This is a genomic window from Bifidobacterium catenulatum DSM 16992 = JCM 1194 = LMG 11043, assembly GCF_001025195.1.
GTDB classification, from domain to species: Bacteria; Actinomycetota; Actinomycetes; order Actinomycetales; family Bifidobacteriaceae; genus Bifidobacterium; species Bifidobacterium catenulatum.
Genome location: NZ_AP012325.1, coordinates 1,185,214 through 1,210,453, shown reverse-complemented (window position 1 = coordinate 1,210,453; position 25,240 = coordinate 1,185,214). Strand labels below are relative to the sequence as shown.

The following is a 25,240-nucleotide window of genomic DNA, read 5'->3' as shown; positions in this document are numbered from 1 at the left end:
ATCTTTTGAAAGGAGCCAGCAATGGCAACTCCTGAATTGCGTCACATGTTGCGCGATGACGATCTCAACCATGAAGAGCAGAAGCAGGTTCTCGAACTTGCCATCAAATTCCATAACAACCGTTTCTACCATCAGCCGTTCGCCGGACCGCAGGGCATCGCGGTGATCTTCGACAAGCCGAGCACCCGAACCCGTTCCAGCTTCTCCATTGGCGTTGCCGAACTGGGCGGCTATCCGCTGGTCATCGACAAGTCCGGATCCCAGCTGGGCCGTGGCGAACCGGTGGCAGACACCGCACGTGTACTTGACCGCATGGCCTATGGTGTGGTGTGGCGCACCTTCGGTCAGGATCGTGTGGAGGAAATGGCGAAGTATTCCACCCATCCGGTGGTGAACGCTTTGACCGATGAATTCCACCCTTGCCAGATTCTTGCCGACTTCCAGACCATTGCCGAGCATCGTGGGGGCGTCGACAATCTGAAGAACCAAACCATCGCCTACCTCGGTGATGCGGCCAACAACATGTCAAACTCCTACCTTCTCGGCGGTGCCGTGGCCGGCATGAACGTACGCGTTGCAGGCCCGAACGGCTATCTGCCGGATCCGCAGATCGTTGCCGATGCCGAAGCCATCGCATCCGAAACCGGCGGGTCCGTGCTGGTGACCACGGACCCGAAGGAAGCGGTCGCCGGCGCTGACTGCGTGTTCACCGACACGTGGGTTTCCATGGGCGAAGAATCGGAATACTCCATCCGTTCCAAGCCGTTCTGGGATTATCAGGTGAACGCCGATCTCATGTCTTACGCCAAGGAAGATGCCATCTTCCAGCATTGCCTGCCTGCATACCGTGGCAAGGAGGTCACCTCCGAAGTCATCGACGGACCACAGTCCGTGGTTTGGGATGAGGCCGGTAACCGTCTGCATGCGCAGAAGGCGCTGCTGACTTGGCTTGCCGGCAAGGCCCGCGGCGATGAAAGCCTGCTGGCCTGATGGCGGACCAAACGCCTGCGCTGCAACGCCCTGCCACACGGGCTGCTCGATTGAGCGCCATCGAGCAGGCGTTGCTGACGCGCATCGTCACCTCGCAATCGCAATTGTCGCAGATTCTCGCAAATCAGGGCATCGAAGTGACCCAGGCCACCTTGAGCCGCGATCTCGACGAGATCCATGCCATCAAAACCCGTTTGGCTGACGGAACCGTGGCCTATGCGCTGGGCAAACAGCCGGAAGAAGCCGCATCGGCCAATCCTGATGCAAAAACGGAACAGCAGATGAACCGTGTGCTTTCCGGATTAGTCACTTCGGTCGCTGCGGCCAGGAATCTGGTGGTGGTCCACACGCCGTCTGGCGCGGCTCAGTATGTGGCAAGTGTGGTTGACAAGCAGCCCATCGACGGAGTGCTCGGCACCATTGCCGGGGACGATACCGTCATGGTGATCTGTGCCGATGACGATTATGCGAAACAGCGTGCGCAATGGCTGTTGGACGTTGTGTCCAAAGGCTGAATAGCCATATAGTGGACACGACGCACCATATATGCATAAATATACAGAGCATTGCATATACTGATGAATAACGTTTGATGTTAGAAAGGGAAACCATGAGCGATCAAAATCGTCTCGTTCTGGCGTACTCCGGTGGTCTGGATACCTCCGTCGCCATTTCATATCTGAAGGAACGCACCGGCAAGGATGTCGTGGCCGTATCCCTCGACGTCGGCCAGGGTGGCGAAAGCCTCGAAACCATCAAGCAGCGTGCGCTTGCCTGCGGTGCCGTTGAAGCGTATGTGGTAGACGCCCGCGACGAGTTCGCCAATGAGTACTGCATGAAGGCGCTGAAGGCCAACGCCCTATATGAGGGTGTGTATCCGCTGGTTTCCGCCATTTCCCGCCCGCTCATCTCCAAGCATCTTGTGCGCGCCGCCCACCAGTTCGGCGCCGACACCATCTCCCATGGCTGCACCGGCAAGGGCAACGACCAGGTCCGTTTCGAGGTGTCCATCTCCTCCATCGACCCGACGCTGAAGGCCATCAGCCCGATCCGTGACCTGTCGCTGACGCGCGACGTCGAGATTGCATTCGCTAAGGAGCACAAGCTTCCGATCGTGCAGACCGAGAAGAGCCCGTTCTCCATCGACCAGAACGTGTGGGGCCGTGCCATCGAAACCGGATTCCTTGAGGATCCGTGGAACGGCCCAACCAAGGACTGCTACTCTTACACCGACGATCCGGCATTCCCGCCGGTCGAAGATGAGGTCGTCATCGAATTCAAGCAGGGCATCCCTGTCAAGATCGACGGTCACGACGTTACTCCGCTGCAGGCCATCGAAGAGATGAACCGTCGCGCAGGCGCACAGGGCATCGGACGTATCGATCTGATCGAGGACCGTCTGGTCGGCATCAAGTCCCGCGAGCTGTACGAGGCTCCGGGCGCTATCGCACTGATCACCGCCCACCAGGAACTCGAAAACTGCTGCCTCGAACGCGAGCAGCATCGCATCAAGCGTGATATCGACAAGCGCTGGGCCGAACTAGTCTACGATGCGCAGTGGTTCTCCCCGGCAACGCAGTCCCTGAACGCCTTCATCGAAGATACCCAGAAGTATGTTTCCGGCGAAATCCGCATGATTCTGCATGGTGGCCGCGCCGTCGTGACCGGTCGTCGTTCCGACACCTCGCTGTATGACTACAATCTGGCCACCTACGATTCCGGCGACAGCTTCGATCAGAAGTCGTCCAACGGCTTCATCGACATCTACGGTCTGCCGAGCCGTGTGGCCGCAGCCCGCGACGTCAAGTTCGGCAATGGAATCGAGGTTCCGGAAAACAGCGTCGAGTAAGCGGGTTTTTACACCAAATCGTCTCGATAATGGGGGAGAGTGTACCGTTAGGACTATCCTGACTGGTATTCTCTCCCTCAGCCATATCTGCAAGGAGAATGAAGTAACAATGACCGAGAGCACAACCAATGGTGAACACCTCGCCCTGTGGGGCGGCCGTTTCAAGTCCGGCCCGTCTCCGGAACTCGCGCGACTGAGCAAGTCCACCCAATTCGATTGGCGTCTTGCCGACGACGATATCGCAGGCTCACGCGCCCACGCCCGTGCGCTCGGACGCGCGGGACTGTTGACCGCTGACGAGCTGCAGCGTATGGAAGATGCTCTCGACGAGCTGCAGCGTCGTGTGGATTCCGGTGCATTTGCTCCAATCGAAGACGATGAGGACGAAGCCACCGCATTGGAACGTGGACTGCTGCAGATTGCCGGAGACGAACTTGGAGGCAAGCTCCGCGCCGGCCGTTCTCGCAACGACCAGATCGCCGCACTGATCCGCATGTGGCTCCGTCGCCACAGCCGCGTCATCGCCAAAATGCTGCTCGGCCTCGCCGCGACACTGACCGAACAGGCCGAAAAGGCTGGACGCACTGTCATGCCGGGCCGCACCCACATGCAGCACGCCCAGCCGGTATTGCTCGCACACCAGCTGATGGCTCACGTGTGGCCGCTGCTGCGCGATGTGGAACGTCTTGCCGATTGGGACAAGCGCATCGACGCAAGCCCGTATGGTTCCGGCGCTCTCGCCGGCAACACCCTTGGCTTGGAGCCGGTGGCCGTGGCCCGCGAACTTGGTTTCTCCAAGGTGACCGCGAACTCCATCGACGGCACCGCCAGCCGTGATCTGGTCGCCGAATTCGCATTCATTGCGGCCATGGTAGGCGTCGATATCAGCCGACTGTCTGAAGAAATCATCATCTGGAACACCCAGGAATTCGCGTTCGTGCGCCTTGATGACGCCTATTCCACTGGATCGTCCATCATGCCGCAGAAGAAGAACCCGGATATCGCAGAACTTGCACGAGGCAAGTCCGGACGTCTCATCGGCGATCTGGCCGGTTTGCTCACCACGCTGAAGGGCCTACCCACCGCTTATGCGCGTGATCTTCAGGAAGACAAGGAAGCCGTATTCGATCAGGTCGACACGCTGGAAGTGCTCCTTCCCGCGTTCACCGGCATGGTCGGCACCATGGTCTTCAACAAGGAACGCCTCGAAGCAGAAGCCCCGACCGGTTTCGCCCTCGCCACCGACATCGCCGAATGGCTCGTTAAGAACGGAGTGCCGTTCCGCCATGCGCATGAGCTTTCCGGCGCATGCGTGAAGATCGCCGAAGACCGCGGCCAGGAACTGTGGGACCTGACTGACGATGACTTTGTCGAGGTCTTCAAGGAATTCCTTCCGGCCGACAAGGCGCCTGAAGTGCGCGAAGTGCTGTCCACCGAAGGCTCGGTTTCCGCTCGCAATGGCAAGGGAGGTACGTCTCCGCTGCGTGTGCGCGAGCAGATCGTTTCCGCGAAAACCGCCATTGAACAGCTGCGTGCCTTCGCAAACTCCGTCAGTGATGGCCCGGCATATAAGACGCCGGAATCATTGCTTAAGTAACTACAGCAACAATACATAAACAAAGGCAAAGCGGTGCCACTGACACGAACGCAGATACAGCAGCTTGTTCGACTTCACGGCCAGGAAATACTGTGTCATGAGCATATGCAGATCGAAAGAGTTTGTTACCAGCATGGCGTGGTCACCACGTTTGCGCATTCCATTCGTGTGGCCTGTCTGACCGTATGGATCGCAGACAGGCTGCACTTATGGCATAGGGTGAATTTGCATTCGTTGATTCGCGCCGCTTTGCTGCATGATTATTTTCTATACGACTGGCATGCTCATGATGGTGGCCGGCATCGTATGCATGGTTTCACCCATGGTGGCACCGCCATGCGCAATGCCATGCGCGATTTCCATCTCAATAGAGTGGAACGTGACAGCATTGAGAACCATATGTTTCCTTTGACACCGATACCGCCTCGGTATCTTGAAGGGTATTTGGTGACTATCGCAGATAAGATCAGCGCCACACGGGAGACGTTCAGCTTTGACCGCTTTTATAAGACGAAAACCAATACGTGCATAAGTGGAAAGTGACGGCTCAAAGGCATGCTCCTGTTGGAATACCTGTTCTTATGGTTTCTGTTCTATTCATTTGCCGGATGGGTATACGAGTCGATTCTTGTGTCCGTTTCGGAACGTCGCTTGGTGAATCGTGGTTTCCTGAATGGTCCCATCTGTCCGATCTACGGTTGTGGAGCCGTTCTTGCGATTGTGTTACTGCATGATCTGCATAATCCCTTCGCTGTTTTTCTCATCTCCTCGATTGGCGCATGCATGCTTGAATACGTCACGTCATGGGGCATGGAAAAGCTATTCCACGCGCGGTGGTGGGATTACAGTCATCGCCGATTCAACATTCAAGGGCGCATTTGTCTGCTTGGAGCGGTGGTGTTCGGTTTGCTGGGTGTGCTCATCACCGATGTGATACAGCCTGAAGTGAATCGTGTCACGCAGATGATTCCTTTGCCTGCGGTGCATTGGATGTGTGTGATTTTCATGGCGCTTATCGTCGCGGATACCATTATCACAGTGCTCGGCATCATCGATTTGGCCGATAATCTTGCGAAGTTCAGCGAAACCGTGCAGGCATATGCGGAGAAGGCCGGCGATTCTCTGCAATGGGGCACGGACGTTTTCCGAGACAAATTCCGTGACAAGGTACAAGACAAGGTTCAGGATTGGTCGGACTCTTCGCAGGAGATTCTTGCCAATATGCAGGCCACTGCCACATCTATCCTGAACAAGCAGCAGCGTCGTATGATCAACGCATTCCCACGCCTGCGTTTCACGGATTCCATCAAATACAGCAAGATCATCGAAACTCTGCACGAAATGCTGCGTCGCAAATAATCGCGCAATAAGCAACGACATGAAATCGCCTGCCGCTCGAAAGAACGACAGGCGAGATATTGACCGAGAGCGTCGATGACGTGTATGCAACACCGAACACCGAAGCGAACAGACAAATGACGACTATCATCCAATAATGTTTTCTCTGGGTTTTCTTAGCCGCAACCTTCATGCCTTTGCGGTCCATGCAGATATCTCCCGTCTTGGTATGGGGATTCTCCTTCTAACTTTACTTGTATGCACGATGGTTGATGGATGATGGCAAAAACACCGCGTGTGCCTGTCTTCATCTTCTGCGAAACTGTAGGATGCGTAAAACGCAGTATCATCCGCAATTCAATAGGGAGAAAACACAGCTATGGCTCACGTCATCGATTTCAAGGAGGCCGGTTTCGAGTCCGTCCTCGATGAACTGGAATGGCGCGGGTTGATTTCCCAGTCCACTGACAGGGATCGACTCGCCGAAGCGTTGAACGGAGATCCCATTTCCTATTATTGCGGTTTCGACCCGACTGCTGCCTCTCTGCATATCGGCAATTTGGTGCAGCTCATCAACATGCGTCACCTTCAGGCAGCGGGCCATCATCCGATCGCTCTGGTAGGCGGTGCCACCGGCTTGATCGGCGATCCTCGCCAATCGGGCGAACGTACGCTCAATCCGAAAGACGTCGTGGCTGGTTGGGCTGAGCGTCTGAAGGCGCAGATCGGCGGCATTCTCGAAGTGGAAGGCAGCAACCCGGTTCGTTTTGTGTCCAATTACGATTGGACTGCCTCCATGAACGTCATCGACTTCCTGCGTGACGTTGGTAAGAACTTCCGTTTGGGCACTATGCTCGCCAAAGACACCGTTGCCCGTCGATTGAATTCCGAAGATGGCATTTCCTTCACCGAGTTCAGCTACCAGGTGCTGCAGGGCAACGACTTCCTGCACCTGTTCGACGAATACCATTGCGTGCTTGAGCTTGGCGGATCCGACCAGTGGGGCAACCTCACGTCCGGTCTTGACCTGATCCACAAGGTACGTGGCGTGGATGTGAACGTGTTCACCAGTCCGATCATCACCGACGCTCAGGGCAAGAAGTTCGGCAAGTCCGAGGGTAACGCCGTTTGGCTCGACGGAACCATGCTGAGCCCGTACAAGTTCTACCAGTTCTGGTTCAACCGTCCCGACAGCGAGATGGAGAACCTGCTGAAGGTGTTCACGTTCCTGCCGAAGGTGGAGATCGAACGTCTTGTGGAGGAGAGCAAGACCAATCCGGGCGCGCGTGAGGCACAACGCACCTTGGCTTGGGAGGTCACCAGTCTGGTTCATGGTGAGGAAGCCACCCGACAGGCCATTGAGGCGGCCGGTGCGCTGTTCGGCCGTGGTGGCGATCTTGCAGGCGTTGACGAGTCTACGCTTGAAGCAGCTCTTGACGGCGTGAAGATCGACGACGAGTTCGCCAAGGCCGCGGTGGGCGACCGTGTGGCGGAAGCCGGCATGAAGGCCGGACTGTTCAAGTCGATTTCCGAAGCGCGCAAGACGATTAAGGCCGGTGGCGTGTATCTGAACAACACCCGTGTTGAAGACGAGGAGCAGATTTTGAACGAAAACGATTTCCTGCATGGTCGTTTCGCATTGATCCGTCGTGGCAAGAAGGCCCTTGGCGTCGTCGAAAACGCGTGAGGCGATCGCGAGCGGCGCAATCAAACGTAAGCGAAGAACAACAAAGATCATCCTCAAGGAATACAAGGAATATAAGGAACAGCATGGCAGAAGAACAGCGCGGATCGCGCGGTAAGTCCTACGGCAACCACAAGTCCTACGGCTCGGGCAAGCCGGGCAATCGCGGCGGCAAGGGATTCAAGCCGCGTGGCAATGGCGGCAAGTCCTACGGCCACAAGGCCGGAGGCTTCCATAACGACGACCATAAGGGCGGATATCGCAAAGGCAATGGCGGCAATTTCCACCGCGACCGCGATTTCCGTCGTGACGGTGAGGGGGAAGGCCAGGAGCGCCGCTTCCATAACGGTCCGCGCAAGTTCAACCGTGACGGCGAGCGTCGTGACGATCATCGCGGTTATCGTGGCGGTCGTGGAGACAATCCGCGCTATCAGCGCGATGGCGAGCGTTCCGGTTTCCGTCGTGACGATCGTCGTGACGGTGATCGTAAGGACTTCCGTCGCGATGGTGATCGCCGTAACTTCCGCCGCGACAACGATCGCAGGGATTTCCGTCGTGACGGTGAACACCGCAACTACCGTGATGGTGAGCGTCGTGACTTCCACCGTGACGGTGATCGTAAGGACTTCCACCGTGACGGTGATCGCCGTAACTTCCGCCGCGATGACCACCGTGGCAATGATCGTCGTGACGGCGGCCGCCGCAATTTCCGTGATGGTGATCGTAAGGATTTCCGTCATGACGACCAGCGTCGCGACTTCCACAAGGATCGTGACCAGCAGCAGGGTGAGGAACGTCGCGAGTTCACCCGTGAGGAGAAGGTGGCTTACCGTGAGGAGAAGCGTGGCGAGTACATGGCCAAGCCGCGCCGCAATTCCGATGGCACGATGAGCTTCCCCTCTCAGAATCCGTACACGCATCGTCGTCCTGACGAGCCGAAGATGCCGAAGGGTATCGAATGGCGCATGCTCACCACCGACGATCGTGAACGCCTGCGTGGACTGTCAAAGGAGCATGCGGAGAACATCGGTCTGCACATTCTTGCCGCATACACGCTTGAGGAAAGCAATCCGGAACTGGCTCTCGAACACGCCAAGTGGGTGGCGCGTCAGGCTTCCCGCATCGATTTCGCCCGTGAGACGCTAGCCTTCGTGGCATACCGTCAGGGTGATTATAAGCTTGCATTGCGCGAGTTCCGCACCGCGTTCCGTATGAACGGCTTCTTGGATTACCTGCCGTTCATCGCCGACTGCGAGCGTGGCGTTGGCGAGCCGAAGAAGGCCATCGAAGTGGCGGTGAGCGACGACGCCAAGTATCTGCGCGGCGAAGCTAAAGCTGAAATGTTCTTGGTTTACGCGGGTGCCTTGGGCGACTTGAAGATGTGGGACAAGGCCATTGAGATCGTGCATACGCTGGGCCGTTCCAAGGGATTGGCCGGCGAATACCGCATGCGTGCGGTGCAGGCCGAACAGTACTTCCTTGAAGAGGCCGGTCGTACCGATGAGGCCATCGCATTGGATCGTCTGCTTGACAAGCTCGAACTGCAGTATGCCGATGTTGAGGACGATGAGACTTCCGATGATCTTGTTGTCGAATACGACATGCAGGAGCTGAACGACGAACTCATGGACGTGCTTGGCATCTCCGAAGATGACGCGCAGTATGCTCCGGAAGATCCTGAGGATGAGGAAGGCGAATCCGAAGCCATCGATGAGAACGGCGAAACCAGCGATGAAACCCAGCTTGAGGCCGAGGAGGCGGAGGCTGGCGCGGAATCCGATGACGAGCCGGCGACTCAGGCCGACGCTGAGTCATCCGAAGCCGACGAAGCGGATGAAATCGCGGAAGGCGAATCTTACAGCGCCGAAGATGAGGCCGAGGAATCTTCCGAAGCCTCCAAAAACAACAAGTGAGGTGCATGGCCCACATGCTGAAGTCCACGAATCAACCGCTCAGCGAGGCATATAAGCTGGCGCTGCTTGATCTTGACGGTGTGGTTTATCGCGGCAAGAACCCTGTGGAACATGCCGCCGAGAACATTCGCAAGGCCGAATCTTCGGGCATGACGGTGGAATACACCACCAACAATTCGTCCAGATTGCAGGCCGTGGTGGCAGATCAGCTGAAAGGGTTCGATCTGGAAGTCGAACCATGGCAGGTCATTACCTCGTCGGTTGTCGCAGCACGCATGGTGGCTCGTGCCGTGCCTGAAGGCTCGAAGGTATTCGTGCTTGGTGCCCAGCATCTACGTGAGGAAGTGTCCAAGCAGGGACTTGAGGTCGTCGATCGTGCGGAAGAGCAGCCGGTTGCCGCCATTCAAGGCTGGTATCCCGACATGTCATGGAATGAGATGGCGCAGATCGCTTATGCAGTCGAGCATGGCGCAACCTATTTCGTGACCAATCGCGATCTGACCATTCCCCGCGAGCTTGGCATCGCGCCGGGATGCGGTTCCATGATCATGGCGGTGATCAACGCCACCGGTGTGGAACCGGTTTCGTCCGCAGGCAAGCCGGAATCCGCCATGTATGATGAAGCGCGTGTTCTCGCGGCCCATGATGGTGACGATCCGGTGGCCAAGGAACTGTGCCTCGCCATTGGAGACCGTCTCGACACCGATATCGAGGCAGGCAATCGTGGCGGATATGATTCCCTTGCGGTGTTGACCGGTGTCACTAATCCAAACGAACTCATGCTCGCGCCGGCGCATCTTCGCCCAACCTACATCGCCAAGGATCTGCGCGGCCTCAACGAGTCCGCTCCTGAAGTGGTGCACGATGAGGGTGCATGGCGGTGCCGCGATGCAAAGGCTCGTGTTGACGGCGACCGTCTGTATGTCACCGACGTCACCAGCGTCGACGGGTTGCGTGCCGCATGCAGCGCCATGTGGTCCGCTGCTGACAGCGGGCGTGACGTGAGTGGCGTCATCGTTCCGGAATTCCGTATTTCCTAGCGGACAGTTCATGCCGATTATTGGAAAACCATTGCGAAACAGTGATTCCATTCAAGTAGTTCGTCTTGATGTTGCGTTGTTGGAACGAGGGCTGATCGGCAGTCGTTCCAAAGCGCAACGTCTGATCGCGGACGGCAAAGTCAGTGTGAACGGTGTTGACATCACCAAGGTGTCAACGAAAGTCGGCTGCGATGACATCATCACAGTCGATAGGGGAGACGATTACGTTTCCAGGGGCGCATACAAGCTGGTCGGCGCGTTCGAACGGTTCGCCGACGCAGGATTGCGTTCGGCGCAGGGATTGCATTGCTTGGATATTGGCGCGTCCACCGGAGGTTTCTGTGACGTGTTGTTGCGTAATGATGCCGCGCAGGTCATCGCATTGGATGTCGGCCATGGACAGTTAGACCCGAAAATCGCGTATGACGATCGTATTATCGAGATGAGCGGCGTCAATATCCGCGATGTGTATGCGGATGATTTGCCGTATCGTCCGGAAATGATTGTTTCCGATGTGTCGTTCATTTCTTTGACATATGTGATTCCCGTAATCGCAAGAATCGCCGCACCGCAGGCGCAGATTGTGCTGCTGGTCAAACCGCAATTCGAGGTCGGCAAAGGCAACCTTGGGAAAAACGGGATTGTCGAAAGCCGGGAATTACGCGAACGGGCGTTGACATCCGTCGTGGCATGTGCGGAACGCAACGGGCTTGACGTGCGCGCCACAACAGTATCTCCCATTGAAGGCACGCATGGCAATATCGAATATCTGCTGTACGCGGTCATGCAGTGAAACAGTGGCTGATCGAGAAAACCGTGTTTGCAGTGTAAGCAAGGCAAATAAGATAAGTAAAAGAAAATCCGGAAATCATGATTATGAAATTCCGGATTTTTCCGTATGGAAAGAGCATGTCAGCCGCGTAGGAACCGGTCGATCTGATTCTGCTTGCCCATGATGATGAGCTCGTCGTTGCGGTGCATGATGAGCTCTTTCGAACCGTATTCGAACTCCTTGCCTGGCGATTTGATGCCGACCACGGTGATGCCGAAACGTTCATGCACGCGGGCGTCTTCGATTGTGTAGCCGACCACATGCGCGGGGGTATGGATTTTGACGACGTTGTATGCGCCTTCAAGCTCGATGTAGTCAAGATAGTTGCCGGACACAAGATGCCCAACACGCTTGCCGGCATCGGTTTCCGCGTTGATGATGTGGCGTGCGCCGATGCGCTGCAGAATGCGGGCGTGTTCCTTCGACACGGACTTGGCCCAAATGTCGGAGATGCCGGCGTCGAGCAGATTGCCGGCGGTAATGACGGAAGCTTCGACGCTGTCGCCGATGGCTACGACGGCCGTGTCGAAATCGGATGCGTTGATCTGCTCCAACGCCATCACGTCGGTCATGTCGGCCTGCACGGTGGGAATCTGCGAAGACCAACGGTTCACCAGTTCGCCATCCTTGTCGACGGCGAGCACATCTTGGCCCATCATGTCGAGCGTGGTGGCCACAGAGCTGCCGAAACGCCCCAAACCAACTACGAGAACGCTTCTGGTGTTGTTAGCCATGTGTTATGCACCTTTCGAAATTCCGTCTTCATGTGTGATTGCAGGCAACTGCAAGTATATGAAGCCGTATCGTCAGCCGACCACAATTTGCTCGGTGGGGTAGCGGACGGCCTCGAGATTGTGCGGACGTGAAATCGCGTAGGCGATGGTGAGCGGTCCGAGACGCCCGATGAACATGGTGGCGGCGAGAATGTATAGCACCGTGGGGCTACTTTCGCTGGCTACGCCCACTGAGTAACCGCCCAGACCGAACGCGGAGCAGGTATCGAACAGTGCGTCGCACAGCGAGCAGCCGGTGATGATCATCAGCGCCATCGACACCACGGTGACCAGCGTGAGACATGCCGTGCTTACGGCCACGGCGGTCATAACTGCCTGTGTGTGGATGCGGCGGTGGAACGCGTTGATGTCGTGGCGTCCGGTGAATGCGGCACGACAGGTCAGCAGGATCACTGCGAGCGTGGTGACGCGGATGCCGCCTGCGGTCGAGGTGCTGCCGCCGCCGATGAACATGACGATGGACAGGAACATTTTGGTTGCGTCGCTGACGCCTGGCATCCACGACAGGTCAAATCCGGAGCTTCGTGGCATGACGGCCGCGACCATGGCGTGCCAGAGGCGCGGCTCGATGCCGTCTCCGGCGAACAGTAGCTTGTTGTTCCATTCCATCAGCAGGAACCACGTGAACGAGGCGATTACAATGCAGAACGTGGTGGTCAGTGTGAGCTTGGTGTGCAGGCTCCAGCGCTTCGGAGGACGGCGCATGCGCCAGGAGCGCATCAGGTTCAGTAATACCGGAAAGCCGAGGGTTCCGCAGAAAGCACTGGCCAGGATCGGCAGGCCGACTGCCCAGTTGTTGACATGCAGTCCGGCTCCGTCGGGGGTGAAGCCGGCGTTATTGTACGCCATGACCGCGAAGAACAGCGATTCCCACAATGTGTGGCGCACATTACCGTGGTTGACCTTGTAGAGGCCGGGAAACAATGCGACGAATGTGATGCCTTCGATGACGAATGCGGTGGTGATGACCACGGTGAGCACGCCTTTGATTTCACCGAGCTTCGTAGTGCCGAGTTCGTTGGCGGTCAGCATGCGCTGTGTGGCCTTGAGATGGTGGTTCACGGCCAATGCGATCAAGGAGGCGAACGTCATGACGCCAAGGCCACCCATCTGTACGGCGAAGATGAGCACGCCTTGGCCGAAGGCGGTCCAATGCGTGGTGGAGTTGACGATGGAGATGCCGCATGTGGAAATGGCGGATACTGCGGTGAAGAACGCGGTGGTGAACGTGGTGGTTTCGCTTTTCGGCGTGGCGATGGGCGTCATCAGCAACGTAGTGGACAACACTGCGAGCGTCAGAAAGTAGAAGATGGTCAGACGGCCTGGATGGTTGACGAGTCGGCGCGTGAGGCCTCGTTTGCGTGGCTTGCGGTCTTCCGCCATGGCTTTCTCGAAAGTATCTCCTGAGAACCACCATGCGTAGCCATGTGAGGCCTCACGATTGGAGGAGGACTCGTCAAAGACGAGGTTTGACATGCCGTTCCTCTCTCCTTTTCTTATGAGTTCGGTCTTCGCTCCTGTGAGCTATTGTAAGCATATGTGTGACTAACAGGCTATTTGACGGCCGACATTCCTGATCCGTGGCTTGCATTGGAGACGGATTTGGGTTGTTTTCGCGGATTTTGGCATGTTTTCGACGCGCATTGCCGGTTTTCGTTCATTTGTTCGATTACACTGGAGGTCGGTGACGTCTTCATGGGCGTTTTCCATAGGGCGTTTCCTTTGCTGGAAAGGGATTAACGATGTTCGGTACCCGTCATGCGGTGGTGGTGACGCATAGTCGTCTGAGGGAGAGTGGCACGGTGGTTGAGGAGGCTGTCGAGCAGCTGACCCAGGCCGGTTTCGAAGTGTCGATCATTGACAATATCGAGGCGCCGGATTTTGGCAAGCAGCCGCCGGTGGTTTCCGAACGCACTGAGATTGTGGTGGTGCTCGGCGGGGATGGCACCATTCTTCGAGCGGCTGAACTGGTGCACTGTACCAGTGTGCCGATTCTTGGCGTTAACTTGGGGCATGTCGGCTTTTTGGCGGAGTTTGAAAGCTTTCAGATGAGTGAGGCGATCCGCAGGGTTGCCGAGCATGATTATTCCATTGACGAACGCATGATCGCGCATGTCGATGTGTGGCTGCCGGGGGCAAGCGAGCCGATTGAGGATTGGGCGTTGAATGACATCACGTTGGAGCGTGCCGACCGTGGCAAAATGGTCGAACTGTCGATTCGTGTGGATGATGTGGAAATGAGCTCTTTCGGTTGCGATGGCGTGATCGTGTCGACTCCGACCGGTTCCACCGCATACGCGTTTTCCGCCGGAGGGCCGATCATGTGGCCGAACGTGAAAGCGTTGCAGTTGGTGCCGTTGGCCGCCCATGCCCTGTTCGCGCGCCCGTTGATTATTGGTTCCGGTTCCACATTCGCCATTGATATTCTCGAGGATTCCACGTCGGACGGTTGGATCTGCTGCGATGGCCGTCGCCAATGCGCGTTGCCGCGGGGCACTAGGGTCGAGGTGCGCGAATCGAAGAGCACATTGCGTCTGGCCCGTCTTTCCGGCGTGCCGTTCACGAACCGTTTGGTCACGAAATTCGATCTTCCTGTTGTAGGTTGGCGCGAGCAGGCGCGTAAAACCGGGGAAGTGCATCATGGGCATGTGTTTCCGGAAGATAAAGAAGCGAACGAGTAAAAACACTGATGCTTGAAGAACTTGAGATTCATAATCTTGGGCCGATCCGTTCTGCGCTGATCGCGCCTGCCGGCGGTATGACGGCGATCACCGGTGAGACGGGTGCCGGCAAATCGATGCTGTTGAGTGCGATTCGGCTGATTTCCGGCGGTCCTTCTGACGGCGGCCGTGTATCGGTCGGAGCGAACGAAGCATGGGCACAGGGCGTGTTCGAGGTCGCCTCATCGCCGGCGGCGGTTGCCGCGGCGCATGAGGCGGGTTTCGAACCTGAGGATGGGGAACTATTCCTGTCTCGCAAGGTGCCTGCTTCCGGGCGTTCCCGCAGCATGCTGTCTGGTCGCAGCGTGCCTCGTTCCGTGCTTGGCTCGATCGCGGCGGAATTGGTGACGATTCACGGTCAGGCCGACCAGTTGCGTATCGCATCTTCGGCGCGGCAACGTGAGTTTTTGGACCGCTATGCCGGCGATGATGTGGCGTTGGCCGCATACGGCAAGACTTGGAACGCGCTTCGTGCCATGGATGAGCGGTTGGAACGATTGTCGAGTCAGGAATCGTCCATGCGTCAGCAGGCGGACTACCTGCGCGAGTCCATCGAACGAATCAACCGCATCGATCCGCAGCCGGGGGAGATGGCCGAGTTGCGTGCTCGCCGTGATCGCATTGAGAACGCGGCTGAGATCGCCGAAGGCGTGAACCGCGCGTTGAGCGCGTTGGATGCTTCGCAGGTTGTTGACGATGTTGAATCATCCAGCGCCACCGATTTGATTGATCGCGCGTCGCAGGCGCTTCGTGCCATTCACGTGGACGGCGTGTTTTCGGAATTGGCCGATCGACTCGATTCCATCAGCACTGATTTGTCTGATGTGGTGTTCACCTTGTCGGGCGAAGTCGACAATGATCTCGGCATGGAAGACTTGGACGCCATCAACGGGCGGATTCATGAGCTTGACGAATTGGTTCGTCGTTGGGGCCCGGAATTGTCGGACGTGATTGCGTGGCGAGATCAAGCGGTGTTCGACTTGGAGGATCTGGACGCGTCTCCAGAAAAAGTTAGTCAATTGCAGGCGGAACGTGAAAAACTGTTCGGTGAAGCGTTGAAGGCGGCGCGTGCGGTAAGCAAAAGGCGTATCGCTGCCGCGAAGGAACTTGCCGCCAAAGTCACTGCGGAACTCGAATCTCTTGCCATGAGCGGATCGAAACTAGAGATCTGTGTATCGGAACGTGAACATTTGGACGCTTCCGGCGCTGACGGCATCGATTTTTTATTCACGCCGTTCCCGGGTTCGCCGCAAATGCCGATGGGCAAAAGCGCGTCCGGCGGCGAGCTGAGCCGGCTCATGCTCGCGCTTGAACTCGTTGCGGCGGAAAAACATGTGGTGGCGGGCGGTTCCGTACCTCCCATGACGTTCATTTTCGACGAGGTCGACGCGGGCGTCGGAGGCAAAACCGCGGTGGAGCTTGGTGCGCGATTGGCGAAACTCGCTCAATCCGCGCAGGTCATTGTCGTTACCCATTTGCCACAGGTTGCGTCTTGGGCGGACGAGCAGTACGTGGTCGCCAAAGGTGAAACGGATGACGGATCAATCGCCACCACCATCAATCAAGTGCGTGGAGAGGCGCGTGTGCACGAAATCGCCCGCATGCTCTCCGGCAGTGAAAGCGAAGCGTCGCTGGAACATGCCGAGGAACTGCTCAAATCGTCCGTGCTTGATTGACCCGTGGCCGGCAATCGCAGGCAAGTCGCAAAATTAATCGCAAAACAGAAAATCGAAAAATACGACCATCAAAGGAGTTGACATGACGCAGGAAAACGTGAGCAACCAAGGTAAAGGTGCCATTTTCGATCTTGACGGCACGTTGCTCGACTCCATGGGCGTGTGGGACCAGGTGGATGTCGATTTTCTAGCCAAGCGTGGATTCGAAGTGCCGGACGACTACATGCAGAAGGTCGCCGCCATGCAGTTCCGGCAGATCGCCGAATACACGATCGCACGCTTCAACCTGTCGGACACTCCTGAGGAGCTGATGGAGGAGTGGGATCATATGGCGCGCGTCATGTACTCCACGGTGGTAGAAGCCAAGCCGCACGCGCGTGAATACCTGGCAACGTTGAAGGCGAGCGGGGCGAAACTGTCCGTGGCTACATCATTGCCACCGATGCTGCGAGAGCCGGCTATGAGGCATGTCGGCATTTTCGATTATTTCGACGAGGTGGTCAGCGTCGACGACGCGGGCGATATCGGCAAGGACAGGCCGGACGTGTACCTGCTGGCCGCGTCGAGGCTCGGCCTCGAGCCGACCGACTGCACCGTATTCGAGGATCTGCTCGTCGGCATGCGCTCGGCCAAGTCCGTCGGCATGCGAGTGTGGGCCATGCATGACGATTCGTCCGATGCCGATTGGCCGGCGATTTGCGCTCTGGCGGACGGTGTCATATTCGACTTCCACGACGCGCCTGCCGTATTGTAGGAACCGGTGTCGTACGGGGATACATGCATTTGGGGCTTTCCGTTGATTCGGAAGACCCCAAATCCGTTCTCCATAAGAGTCTGCCGGCTGGCTCGGTTCAGATGTCCTTGCTACCGTAAATATGCAGCGATATCTTGCTGGAGAACGCCAAGGCGAGTACGTCGATGATCAAGAATGCCGCTAATGCAATGGCTTGGTGCCGGCTGATCGCCTCGGCCAGCTGTTCGACGGTCTTTCCGAATTCCGGCAATGCCTTGCGCAGTCCGATGACCGTGCCCACGATCACGCCGATGCTCAGAATAATGGCGGCCATGGCACGATAAGGGGAGAATCGGTACAGGAACGGCTGCACGATGGCGTTGAGTAGCACGAGGGTCAGCACGGTCATCGCGGCGAGGCCGATCGCATCCGTTACTTTAACTGGCTCGTGCATGATGATGCCGGCGCAGGCGATACTGACGGCCACTTCCAATCCCGCCACCAGATCGCAGGCGATAAGGAATGCGAATCGTCCGAGGATCTGGTGGTTGCGGTTGATGGGCACGATGCCGTTCATCCAATGATGGTTGTTCATTTGTTCATAGGAGAACAGGGTGATATTAAGCATCAGGAAGCCGGAGGCCGCCCCGCCGATGGCGGCTCCCGCAACGCTGTCGAGAGTGGACCCTGTGGCCGCCATCAGGCATGTGAAACCTGGAACGTACGCGAAGAAGATGGCTATGTACGACCGCCCGTAGCTGATGGTGCGGTTCCGGTCCAAGGAAATCTGCCTAAGGATGGCGGTCATGGCGTCCGCGTTCGCTGTCGTATTCATCGTACGTCTCCTTCGTTGGTATTACTGATTGCCGTATGTTCCGTGGCATTGGTCAGTCTGATCACATCCTCAATCGAAGCATGCTGTGTCAGGAGACCGTCGGTGCTGCCGATGTGTGGGATGTCCTGCGTGCGGACCAACGCGTCGAAGCCAGTTGCGTATGTGCGGATGCCGACCATTGCCCGCTGTAGACCATCCGTAAGCTCATCCGGCCCGCCCTTGATCAGACGGAACGCGTCTTCGAACTCGTCTTTCGGCCCGCTGTAATACAGCATGCCGTGCGTGATATACGTGAGGAAATCCGCGCAACGCTCCAAATCGGCGGTGATATGCGTGGAGAAGATTACGCTGTGTTCGCCATCCGCAACATAATCGGACAGGATGTCCATGAGCTCGTCGCGGGACAGTACGTCCAGACCGCTGGTCGGCTCGTCGAGAATCAGCAGTTTCGCATCGTGGCTCAACGCCACGGCGAGCATGAGCTTCATCTGCATGCCGCGCGACAGGTCCTTGATCTTCTTGTTCCGTCCGAGTCCGAACTGTCTGAGGTATGTGTCGAACAGATTGTGGTCCCACAGCGGGTACATTGGTCTGCTTGTCCGTTCCACCGCGTCGACCGTCATGTATTCGATAAAATAGCTGCTGTCGAGCACTACGCCCAGCTGCTCTTTGACCCGCTCCTCATCGGCCATCGCGTCAAGGCCGAGCACTTCGATTCGTCCCGCGTCTCGCGTGGTCATATTGAGGATCAGTTTGATCAACGTGGATTTGCCGGCGCCGTTCGGACCGACCAGACCCATGATGTAGCCGGACGGCAGGTCGAAGGTCACGTCATCTAATGTGAAGCCGGAATCATAATGCTTCGTCAATCCGGTTACGCTCAAGGCCAAGGTTGGTCGTGTCCCTTGGGGGAGTGAGGAATCGTTCATGATTGTTCCCTGTATGCTTTCTCGAACATGCCAAGCAGATCAAGCAGGCTGATGTTGGCGGCTTTGGCCTCGATGGAAACTTCACGGAGCTTGTCCATGATGTGTTCGCGCGCACGTTCCCTCATGAGTTCGTTGCCTCGTTCCATCACGAACGTGCCTTTGCCCTGCACGTTCTCCACGAGCCCCTCGTCAGCCAGTTCGTTATACGCTCTGGTCACGGTGAGCACGCTGACGCGCAGTTCCTTGGCGAGCTTGCGCAGTGAGGGAAGCGCCTCGCCTGCCATAAGCTCACCCGACATGATCGCGGACCTGATTTGGTTCTTGATCTGCTCGTAAATCGGTTCTCCGGACACGGATGAGATGATCAGCTTCAATCTGTGCCTCTTTTTCTGTATGTTTCGTAGGTGATATATCTCCCAGCTGAACAGTTAGATGCAAACTGTTTAGCTGTTATATATAACAGTAACACAGAAAACCCGTACTGTTATTGCATGTCGCATAACAGTACGGGTTCTGTTGGAATATAAGGAAATCCGCCGCTCCATGAACGCCTCTTGCGGTCGGCGATTGACGGAAGCGACATTTACTTGCGTTCGCGGATTCCCGTATGGACGGTTATGCGCGAGTCGGATGGATGATACGGCGGAAACACGGGTAGATCAGCCGCGCCAACGGCATGGTCGTCAACGTAGGCAATGTAGGGAACCGGCGATGAGTCCCACTTCAGTCATGATTGCGATTTGCTTCGCGCCGAAGGAGAGAGCGTCCCTTTTGGTGCGATCCGTCGCCTGGGTGGTGTTGCTATCTTGCTGCATGATTGTTTGTTGAGGAAACCATCTGTTATTCCATTCCCTTATAGAGTTCTTTGGCGAGATCAATCAGACCGTGAATGTCGAAATCCTCGGATCCTGCCAGCACTCCACGCGCGTGGCGGGTGGAGATCACACCGTAGGGAAGCGCGGCGCCAACGTGGTCGGAGTGATTGCCGGCAGATCACCTGGGTGGCTTTCGGTACGGCAATCGGACCGGTGACCACATGCGGGCCATCTGTATCGGGATTATGGTGACATTCTCGTGCTATGGCGATGCCGTCGTTCAACACGTCGTTTGCGGCGCGACCATCCATGAACAATCATGGGCGACTGATCAAATTCGCCGGATTGCCGGGCATGTCGAAATCTACGGTCTGCCGCCAATGATCGTGCGGGAAATCACGCCATCTAGTTTGGCGCCGTCGAACGCACTAATGGGATTGCGTCCCAACAACGCATTCGCATCGACAACAAACTGATGGTTGGGATTTACCATTACCAGGTTAGCCCTTTTGCCGGGGATGATAGCACCACCGCCTCGGGGTTTCAGTGCATATGCGGCTGGGGCTTTTCGCGCACTTTGGCGGTGAGGTAGTCCGCTTCCACCTTCCATACGGTGACGGCGCGTACCTGCTGATCGGTGAACTCCACATGTTCCATGCCGGCCTGCTGCTTCATCAGCAGTGCGAGCCCCTGGCGCGCCTCGTCAAGATTGTCGATGATGGACGCGGTACCATTGCCAACGATCGACTTGAACGCCTCGCCCCAATTGCACAGCGTGCGCCCCTCGACCACCTCGCAGTCAGTCGCCATTTCGAATGCTACAGGAAGCGCGTTGCCCGCGGCCTTGACAGCGTCCATCTTACGTCCGGTCGCAGAACCATGGAAATACAAGGTGAGATGATTGGATTCCGTGTCGAACACGTATCCGAAATTCAACGGCACGATGGTGATGCCCTCCGCATCGGTGTACGCAAGACTCACGATCTTGCATGTTGCGATAATCGCCTCGACCTGCTGCGGATCGGCCACCTCACGGTCGGCGCGCCTCATCATGCGATGCCTTCCCGCAACCGTCTGCTCATTATTGCGCCGCGTCATTTCAATCGCCTTCAATTCCAAACGTTCACGCTCCTCAGCCAACGCATCGCCAACACGATCAAGCAAACCGTACACGCGAGCCGTGGGCTGACATGTCGGAAGACGATGATTTATTGTCGAAGGTCTGAGTCTCATCGCGCTTTTTCTCTTCTTTTACGAGGCCGTGCTCCGCGCAGTTACGAGACTCTCGAAAGGCTCGCTGAAGAGCCCATGTTTGAAGACATCGGCACACTGCACGACCGCTATCAGGAATTCGGCATCTAACCGCTACTGACGCTGCTTATGTCATTCGCATGAAAAACTGATCTAAAAGCAACAATGCACTCCAGACTAGAAAACAGAACCATCGAGCTTGTCAAGCGCACGCAGCAAAGAATCAACATGACCCTTCGCACGCACGTTGTATCGGGCAACACGAATCACCCCATCACCATCAATCACAAAAGTCGAACGAATCACACCCTCGTAAACCTTGCCATACAATTTCTTCTCACCGTACGCACCATACAAACGATGCACGGTCAAATCAGCATCCGACAACAGAGGGAACGTCAAATGGTCGCGCTCGCGGAATCGGATAAGCTTGTCCATCGGATCCTTCGAAACGCCGAGCACTGTGAATCCGCGGGAGCTTAGGCGTGCGAGGTTGTCGCGGAAGTCGCAGGCCTCGGTGGTGCAGCCGGGAGTCATCGCGGCAGGGTAGAAGTATAGGATGATATTTTGGCCGCGCAATGCGGAGAGCGTGACGCTACCGCCGTTGTCGCTGGGAAGTGTAAAGTCCGGGGCCGTTAGTCCTGCTTCGAGTCGTGCGGATGCAGGAGGGTTCTGTGCTGCCGAGGCTACTGACGGATTGATGTCGGACATGATTATCTCCTTACTGTTCTTCGGATTTCAAGTGCCGATACCAAGTGAGAATAAACGTCATCATACCCGCCTTTGCGTGTGCACAGTTCGTTGACTCGTTGCGCGCCGCCGCGAACTGCCCAAGCAGTAGGTGTCAGACCTGTCAAGGGAACAAATCGGAAAAAGATCCTGCGCGAAGTATGGTTTGAAACGTGTCATCGTGCGCATTTTCTGGATCTGTCGGCCTTGTGCTGAGCAAAGCAGGCTGTATCTCGCCTATGTATGGCAGATTTCGGGATGCGACGGGAGGTATTTCGCTTATATATGGCAGCCTGTTCCTCAAAAATGAAGCTTTTCATACCCCCTACCTACTGTTTCGGCAGACTGGCCTGCCATATATAAGCGAGAAGCCTCCGGACAAGTCCGTGAATCTGCCATGCATAAGTGAGATGAGGGCAATGCACATCGAGGTGATGATGTTTTGTCTTTGCCGACGTGCTGGGCATCCCTGTCGAAAACGTCGCAGTAAACGAGCTCGGCGGCCTTGGCGACGCGATGTGCTCCGCCGTGGGAACCGGCTTGTACAAGGATTTCCAAGAAGCGTTCGACCACATGTCGAAGCTGGGCAAAAGATTCGAACCCAGAATCGACCAGACTGCCATCTACGACCGCAAGTACAAGGCCTACGAGTCGGTCCTGCGCGTCACGGACGCGGGATGGAACACCCTCAGCGTTATGCAAAACAGTCCGACCCACTGAACTAATCAACAGAAGCACACGAAGCAAGAGTCGGACACGACGTGTCGATCGTCGTGCCCGACTTTTATATGGCGTGCGCCTGTTGGATGCCGATTATGGTTTGAAGGTTTTTGGATTGGCGTCCCCCCGGAATATCGCGAATGGGGCTAATGAAGGGAAACGAAAACATGGCGTCTAAACATGTTCTGAACTGCGCTCCGTTCATTGTCTGTTTTTGAGAATAAACTTGAAAGACAAAGGTGATTCCTTAAAGGCGAGGAGGGTCTCATGAGCGCTATGGAGCTGTCGGAGTGGGAGGGAAAGCTCAACGAAGAGGTCCGAATCGACTGCACTCTGGAGGCCTTGGCACCGGGTCAACTTATCGATTGTGCGGGTGGAGAAGAAAAAGGGAACGCAACACGAGTCGATGACGAGGTAACCGTCATCAATGTCGAATGCGAGGAAGCATCTGACGGAAAACAGGCCAACTATTATCGGCTGGCATCGTGGTGTGGAGTAATCGCGGGTGCCATCGACTCGTTGTGGGTCGGACGATTTGACCTTGATCGTGCAAGAGAATGGGGAAGCGGTCAGATTGATGCGTTCGTGATTGCTGTAGCGAGGATGGATTCGGAATACAAGGGTGACGATCTGAAATCGGCGATTAGGTTCCTTGAGAAGATGCATCCGTTCGTCGGTGACAAGGCCACTCAGGAGTTCGGCGGCGGATACCAGCATCATTTGCGGGATTTTTCGCATCACATGAGCTTGGGAGGTCTTGCTTTCTCCATCCTGACGCAGTTCACGGGGAAGGTGTATGGGACGGACCGGCATGGGGAATTCCTGGCCGTGCCTGTGGAACGGGATGAGCTGATTGGTGGGAATCTGGAAGAGAAGCTCATGCTTGGCGTGGTGGGGTGGTTCTTCCATATGGTGAGCGATATGGCGGGGTCGAGCGGGTCAGTAGGGAAGGGGACTGGTACTCCTGGGCCGGTGTTGTCCTTGGTGAAGGAGTTGTCGGCATTGCCGTTATTCAAAGACGCGATGGCGGATGAGAGGTCGTTCCGTAAGATGCTGTCGAAATTGTTTAATGGAACACTGCTGAAGGATGTTGGTGAAGGTGGCGAACGGATTTATCTGCGCTTCGATCTCAGGGCGGAACTGGGTGTGGGACGTGAGCTGGCAAGGCAGTCCGTGCCTGTGATAATCAACGAATGTTTGGTATGCGTATGCTATACGGCGCAAAAACTGTATGAAATGTGTTCGAAGGGGATGTTGGACCGTGAGTCGCTGATGCGGTTTGGGATTGATACGCTGCTGCCGAATGGGTCTGCAGTCGCTGCAAGGATGGTCACCATTGCGACGGGAGTGTTTTCGCTGTTTGACGTTGCTGACGGGGTTATCCGCGCGCTCGTGGGAGGTAAATCGAAGATAGGAGCGTTGGCGGTTAAGGATTTCTTTCTGCACGTGAACTTTGTCGGGATCGCTCGGTTTGCGTTTGCTGTGCGTACGGATTATCAGGTGAGTTCCAACGCGCGCAAAAAGGCGCAATCGATCCCATATTCCGGGTTTGAGAATCGAGGCAATGGGTATGGTGATGATTCCTCGGTTATGCGATTCTTCGAAATGGATTTGGCGAAGACGAACATGTTGGTCTCCATCGAGTATCAGGCGCTTCTTGCCGATATAGAGCAGACGAAGAAAAAGTCTTTGCGGGCAGGCAAAGAGCAATGGCTCCAAGATTGGGAGAGAGACGTCAGTGCCGAATTCACGCTATTTTCCTTTGAAGAGCTCAGGGAAGAGGCGCAGAGAATCCAGACATATTCGGCAGTGGGATGGCAGGAGCTGGTGGCGTTGGAAGCTTCGCAGTTCGTGCCGTATCAGTTTATGTCTGAGGGTTCCGGAAATAAGACTGGCAAGAAACTGAAGTTCGATTCAGAGACGTTGGATGAGGTATGCGATAGATTACCGGGATTCGAAAAAGGAAGTTGCAGAAAATACGCGAAGGCGATAGCCGGGCAGGAGAAACGGCTGAAAGGCGTGAATGAGACAATACTGGTGGGTGCTGTCGGCAGTGTGTGCCTAATCACAGCGACAGGGGGAGCCGCATTTGTGTTGGCTCCGACCATCGCTCCGGTATTGGCGGGATCGACGGTGGCAGGCTTGTCCGGAGCCGCGTTGACGAGTGCGAGTCTGGCCGCGGTTGGGGGCGGATCCCTTGCGGCTGGAGGCCTCGGCGTGGCAGGAGGTACGGCCATCATTGCCGGTGGCGGCGCACTGGTGGGTGCTGCCGCCGGTGGAGGCGCCACCACACTAGGCACGTGGATAGTGTCGAATCAGGACGCATACGTACTCAATACGTGCGCGAAATTGACGGTGTTCTGCCGGAACGTGCTGCTCAATGATGAGCAGGGAAAACAGAGAGTTACCGAGATATGCCAGTACATACGTCAACAGATATGGATGGCTGAAGCGCAACTGGGGTTCATGTCGCAGCTTGAGAGTCTCGTGAAGAAAGAAGGCGGGATCTCCCTCGGTTCAGGACGTCAAGCCAAGCGGGACCGTAATGAGGCTGTGAAAGGGATTGAAGGCAGCATGAAGAACATGAAGAACAGTGTGAAATACATGAAGGCCTGCGAGAAACAACTCAAAAAGATCGCGGGTATTGATAGGGAGAGTGAAAAGAGTTCCACATGGAGGGTAGCTCCGCAAATCGAAAGCCAGTGAGTGATGGCGGAATAATGGAGCAAGCCGACGTGCCGGAAGAAGGCGATTCGCTTGTTGGTGGCTGGGGTCGTCGCGCTCTTTCCTCTGCA

Annotated in this window: 23 protein-coding genes; 15 read left to right on the top strand and 8 right to left on the bottom strand. The window is 56.3% G+C overall.

All coding sequences use genetic code 11. The annotated features are described in order from the left end of the window. The first annotated feature begins 21 nt into the window (after nucleotides 1-21). The 10 genes from argF to BBCT_RS05210 all read left to right on the top strand — a co-directional run bounded on the left by argF (nucleotide 22) and on the right by BBCT_RS05210 (nucleotide 11,204). Nucleotides 22-990 carry an ornithine carbamoyltransferase gene (argF, locus tag BBCT_RS05250; RefSeq protein WP_033513286.1) on the top strand — a complete coding sequence of 323 codons (969 nt, stop codon included), beginning with the start codon at nucleotides 22-24 and terminating at the stop codon, nucleotides 988-990. Beyond that, nucleotides 990-1,505, top strand: a complete 516-nt coding sequence (gene argR / locus BBCT_RS05245; protein WP_003834626.1) for an arginine repressor — start codon at nucleotides 990-992, stop codon at nucleotides 1,503-1,505. The genes argF and argR overlap by 1 nt, the downstream gene beginning before the upstream one ends. 77 nt (nucleotides 1,506-1,582) lie before the next feature. Continuing rightward, the gene (locus tag BBCT_RS05240) at nucleotides 1,583-2,839 is read left to right on the top strand and encodes an argininosuccinate synthase (protein ID WP_003810287.1); all 1,257 of its coding nucleotides are present in this window, start codon (nucleotides 1,583-1,585) and stop codon (nucleotides 2,837-2,839) included. Between the two features lie 109 nt (nucleotides 2,840-2,948). Further along, nucleotides 2,949-4,436 carry an argininosuccinate lyase gene (gene argH, locus BBCT_RS05235; protein WP_003834628.1) on the top strand — a complete coding sequence of 496 codons (1,488 nt, stop codon included), beginning with the start codon at nucleotides 2,949-2,951 and terminating at the stop codon, nucleotides 4,434-4,436. Nucleotides 4,437-4,469: 33 nt separating this feature from the next. Continuing rightward, nucleotides 4,470-4,979 (top strand): HD domain-containing protein, encoded by a 510-nt coding sequence (locus tag BBCT_RS08885; protein WP_080788588.1) that lies wholly within the window; start codon nucleotides 4,470-4,472, stop codon nucleotides 4,977-4,979. Between the two features lie 12 nt (nucleotides 4,980-4,991). Further along, nucleotides 4,992-5,795 carry a putative ABC transporter permease gene (locus tag BBCT_RS05230; protein WP_003834632.1) on the top strand — a complete coding sequence of 268 codons (804 nt, stop codon included), beginning with the start codon at nucleotides 4,992-4,994 and terminating at the stop codon, nucleotides 5,793-5,795. Between the two features lie 358 nt (nucleotides 5,796-6,153). Next, nucleotides 6,154-7,461: a tyrosine--tRNA ligase gene (tyrS, locus tag BBCT_RS05225; RefSeq protein WP_003834635.1), complete on the top strand. Its 1,308-nt coding sequence runs from the start codon at nucleotides 6,154-6,156 to the stop codon at nucleotides 7,459-7,461. Nucleotides 7,462-7,544: 83 nt separating this feature from the next. Further along, nucleotides 7,545-9,371 (top strand): putative RNA-binding protein, encoded by a 1,827-nt coding sequence (locus tag BBCT_RS09320; protein ID WP_033513069.1) that lies wholly within the window; start codon nucleotides 7,545-7,547, stop codon nucleotides 9,369-9,371. Between the two features lie 5 nt (nucleotides 9,372-9,376). Continuing rightward, nucleotides 9,377-10,411: an HAD-IIA family hydrolase gene (locus BBCT_RS05215; RefSeq protein WP_003834640.1), complete on the top strand. Its 1,035-nt coding sequence runs from the start codon at nucleotides 9,377-9,379 to the stop codon at nucleotides 10,409-10,411. A gap of 10 nt (nucleotides 10,412-10,421) precedes the next feature. Further along, the gene (locus BBCT_RS05210; protein ID WP_003834643.1) at nucleotides 10,422-11,204 is read left to right on the top strand and encodes a TlyA family RNA methyltransferase; all 783 of its coding nucleotides are present in this window, start codon (nucleotides 10,422-10,424) and stop codon (nucleotides 11,202-11,204) included. Between the two features lie 119 nt (nucleotides 11,205-11,323). Here the strand turns inward: BBCT_RS05210 and BBCT_RS05205 are convergent, their stop codons facing one another. Both BBCT_RS05205 and BBCT_RS05200 read right to left on the bottom strand, forming a co-directional pair. Beyond that, the gene (locus BBCT_RS05205) at nucleotides 11,324-11,977 is read right to left on the bottom strand and encodes a potassium channel family protein (protein ID WP_003834648.1); all 654 of its coding nucleotides are present in this window, start codon (nucleotides 11,975-11,977) and stop codon (nucleotides 11,324-11,326) included. A gap of 72 nt (nucleotides 11,978-12,049) precedes the next feature. Continuing rightward, on the bottom strand, nucleotides 12,050-13,513 hold the full coding sequence (locus BBCT_RS05200; protein WP_003834650.1) for a potassium transporter TrkG: 1,464 nt from the start codon (nucleotides 13,511-13,513) through the stop codon (nucleotides 12,050-12,052). Between the two features lie 266 nt (nucleotides 13,514-13,779). Here BBCT_RS05200 and BBCT_RS05195 point away from each other — a divergent pair, with 266 nt between their 5' ends. From BBCT_RS05195 to BBCT_RS05185, 3 genes are all read left to right on the top strand, one after another. Next, on the top strand, nucleotides 13,780-14,718 hold the full coding sequence (locus BBCT_RS05195; protein WP_003834655.1) for an NAD kinase: 939 nt from the start codon (nucleotides 13,780-13,782) through the stop codon (nucleotides 14,716-14,718). Between the two features lie 8 nt (nucleotides 14,719-14,726). Further along, a complete protein-coding gene (gene recN / locus BBCT_RS05190) occupies nucleotides 14,727-16,433 on the top strand; it encodes a DNA repair protein RecN (protein ID WP_003834656.1) in 1,707 nt (568 codons plus the stop codon). Between the two features lie 82 nt (nucleotides 16,434-16,515). Continuing rightward, on the top strand, nucleotides 16,516-17,187 hold the full coding sequence (locus BBCT_RS05185) for an HAD family hydrolase (RefSeq protein WP_003834658.1): 672 nt from the start codon (nucleotides 16,516-16,518) through the stop codon (nucleotides 17,185-17,187). 97 nt (nucleotides 17,188-17,284) lie between these two features. Here the strand turns inward: BBCT_RS05185 and BBCT_RS05180 are convergent, their stop codons facing one another. From BBCT_RS05180 to bcp, 6 genes are all read right to left on the bottom strand, one after another. Further along, complete coding sequence (locus BBCT_RS05180; RefSeq protein ID WP_003834659.1) at nucleotides 17,285-18,001, bottom strand: ABC-2 transporter permease; 717 nt, start codon at nucleotides 17,999-18,001, stop codon at nucleotides 17,285-17,287. Next, nucleotides 17,998-18,930 (bottom strand): ABC transporter ATP-binding protein, encoded by a 933-nt coding sequence (locus BBCT_RS05175; protein ID WP_003834661.1) that lies wholly within the window; start codon nucleotides 18,928-18,930, stop codon nucleotides 17,998-18,000. Before BBCT_RS05175 ends, BBCT_RS05180 begins: the two co-directional genes overlap by 4 nt. Then, a complete protein-coding gene (locus BBCT_RS05170) occupies nucleotides 18,927-19,304 on the bottom strand; it encodes a GntR family transcriptional regulator (protein WP_003834663.1) in 378 nt (125 codons plus the stop codon). The genes BBCT_RS05175 and BBCT_RS05170 overlap by 4 nt, the downstream gene beginning before the upstream one ends. A 309-nt stretch (nucleotides 19,305-19,613) precedes the next feature. After that, a complete protein-coding gene (locus tag BBCT_RS09635) occupies nucleotides 19,614-19,745 on the bottom strand; it encodes a hypothetical protein (RefSeq protein WP_003834664.1) in 132 nt (43 codons plus the stop codon). A 543-nt stretch (nucleotides 19,746-20,288) separates the two neighbouring features. Further along, nucleotides 20,289-20,843, bottom strand: coding sequence for a pyridoxamine 5'-phosphate oxidase family protein (locus BBCT_RS05165; protein ID WP_033513083.1), 555 nt, complete (start codon nucleotides 20,841-20,843; stop codon nucleotides 20,289-20,291). Between the two features lie 330 nt (nucleotides 20,844-21,173). Further along, a complete protein-coding gene (bcp, locus tag BBCT_RS05160) occupies nucleotides 21,174-21,707 on the bottom strand; it encodes a thioredoxin-dependent thiol peroxidase (protein WP_003834674.1) in 534 nt (177 codons plus the stop codon). Between the two features lie 474 nt (nucleotides 21,708-22,181). On the opposite strand from bcp, the gene BBCT_RS09155 reads away from it, so the two are divergent. Continuing rightward, on the top strand, nucleotides 22,182-22,445 hold the full coding sequence (locus BBCT_RS09155) for a hypothetical protein (RefSeq protein ID WP_003834678.1): 264 nt from the start codon (nucleotides 22,182-22,184) through the stop codon (nucleotides 22,443-22,445). Nucleotides 22,446-22,712: 267 nt separating this feature from the next. Beyond that, nucleotides 22,713-25,151, top strand: coding sequence for a hypothetical protein (locus BBCT_RS05150; RefSeq protein ID WP_003834681.1), 2,439 nt, complete (start codon nucleotides 22,713-22,715; stop codon nucleotides 25,149-25,151). Nucleotides 25,152-25,240: the final 89 nt, after the last annotated feature.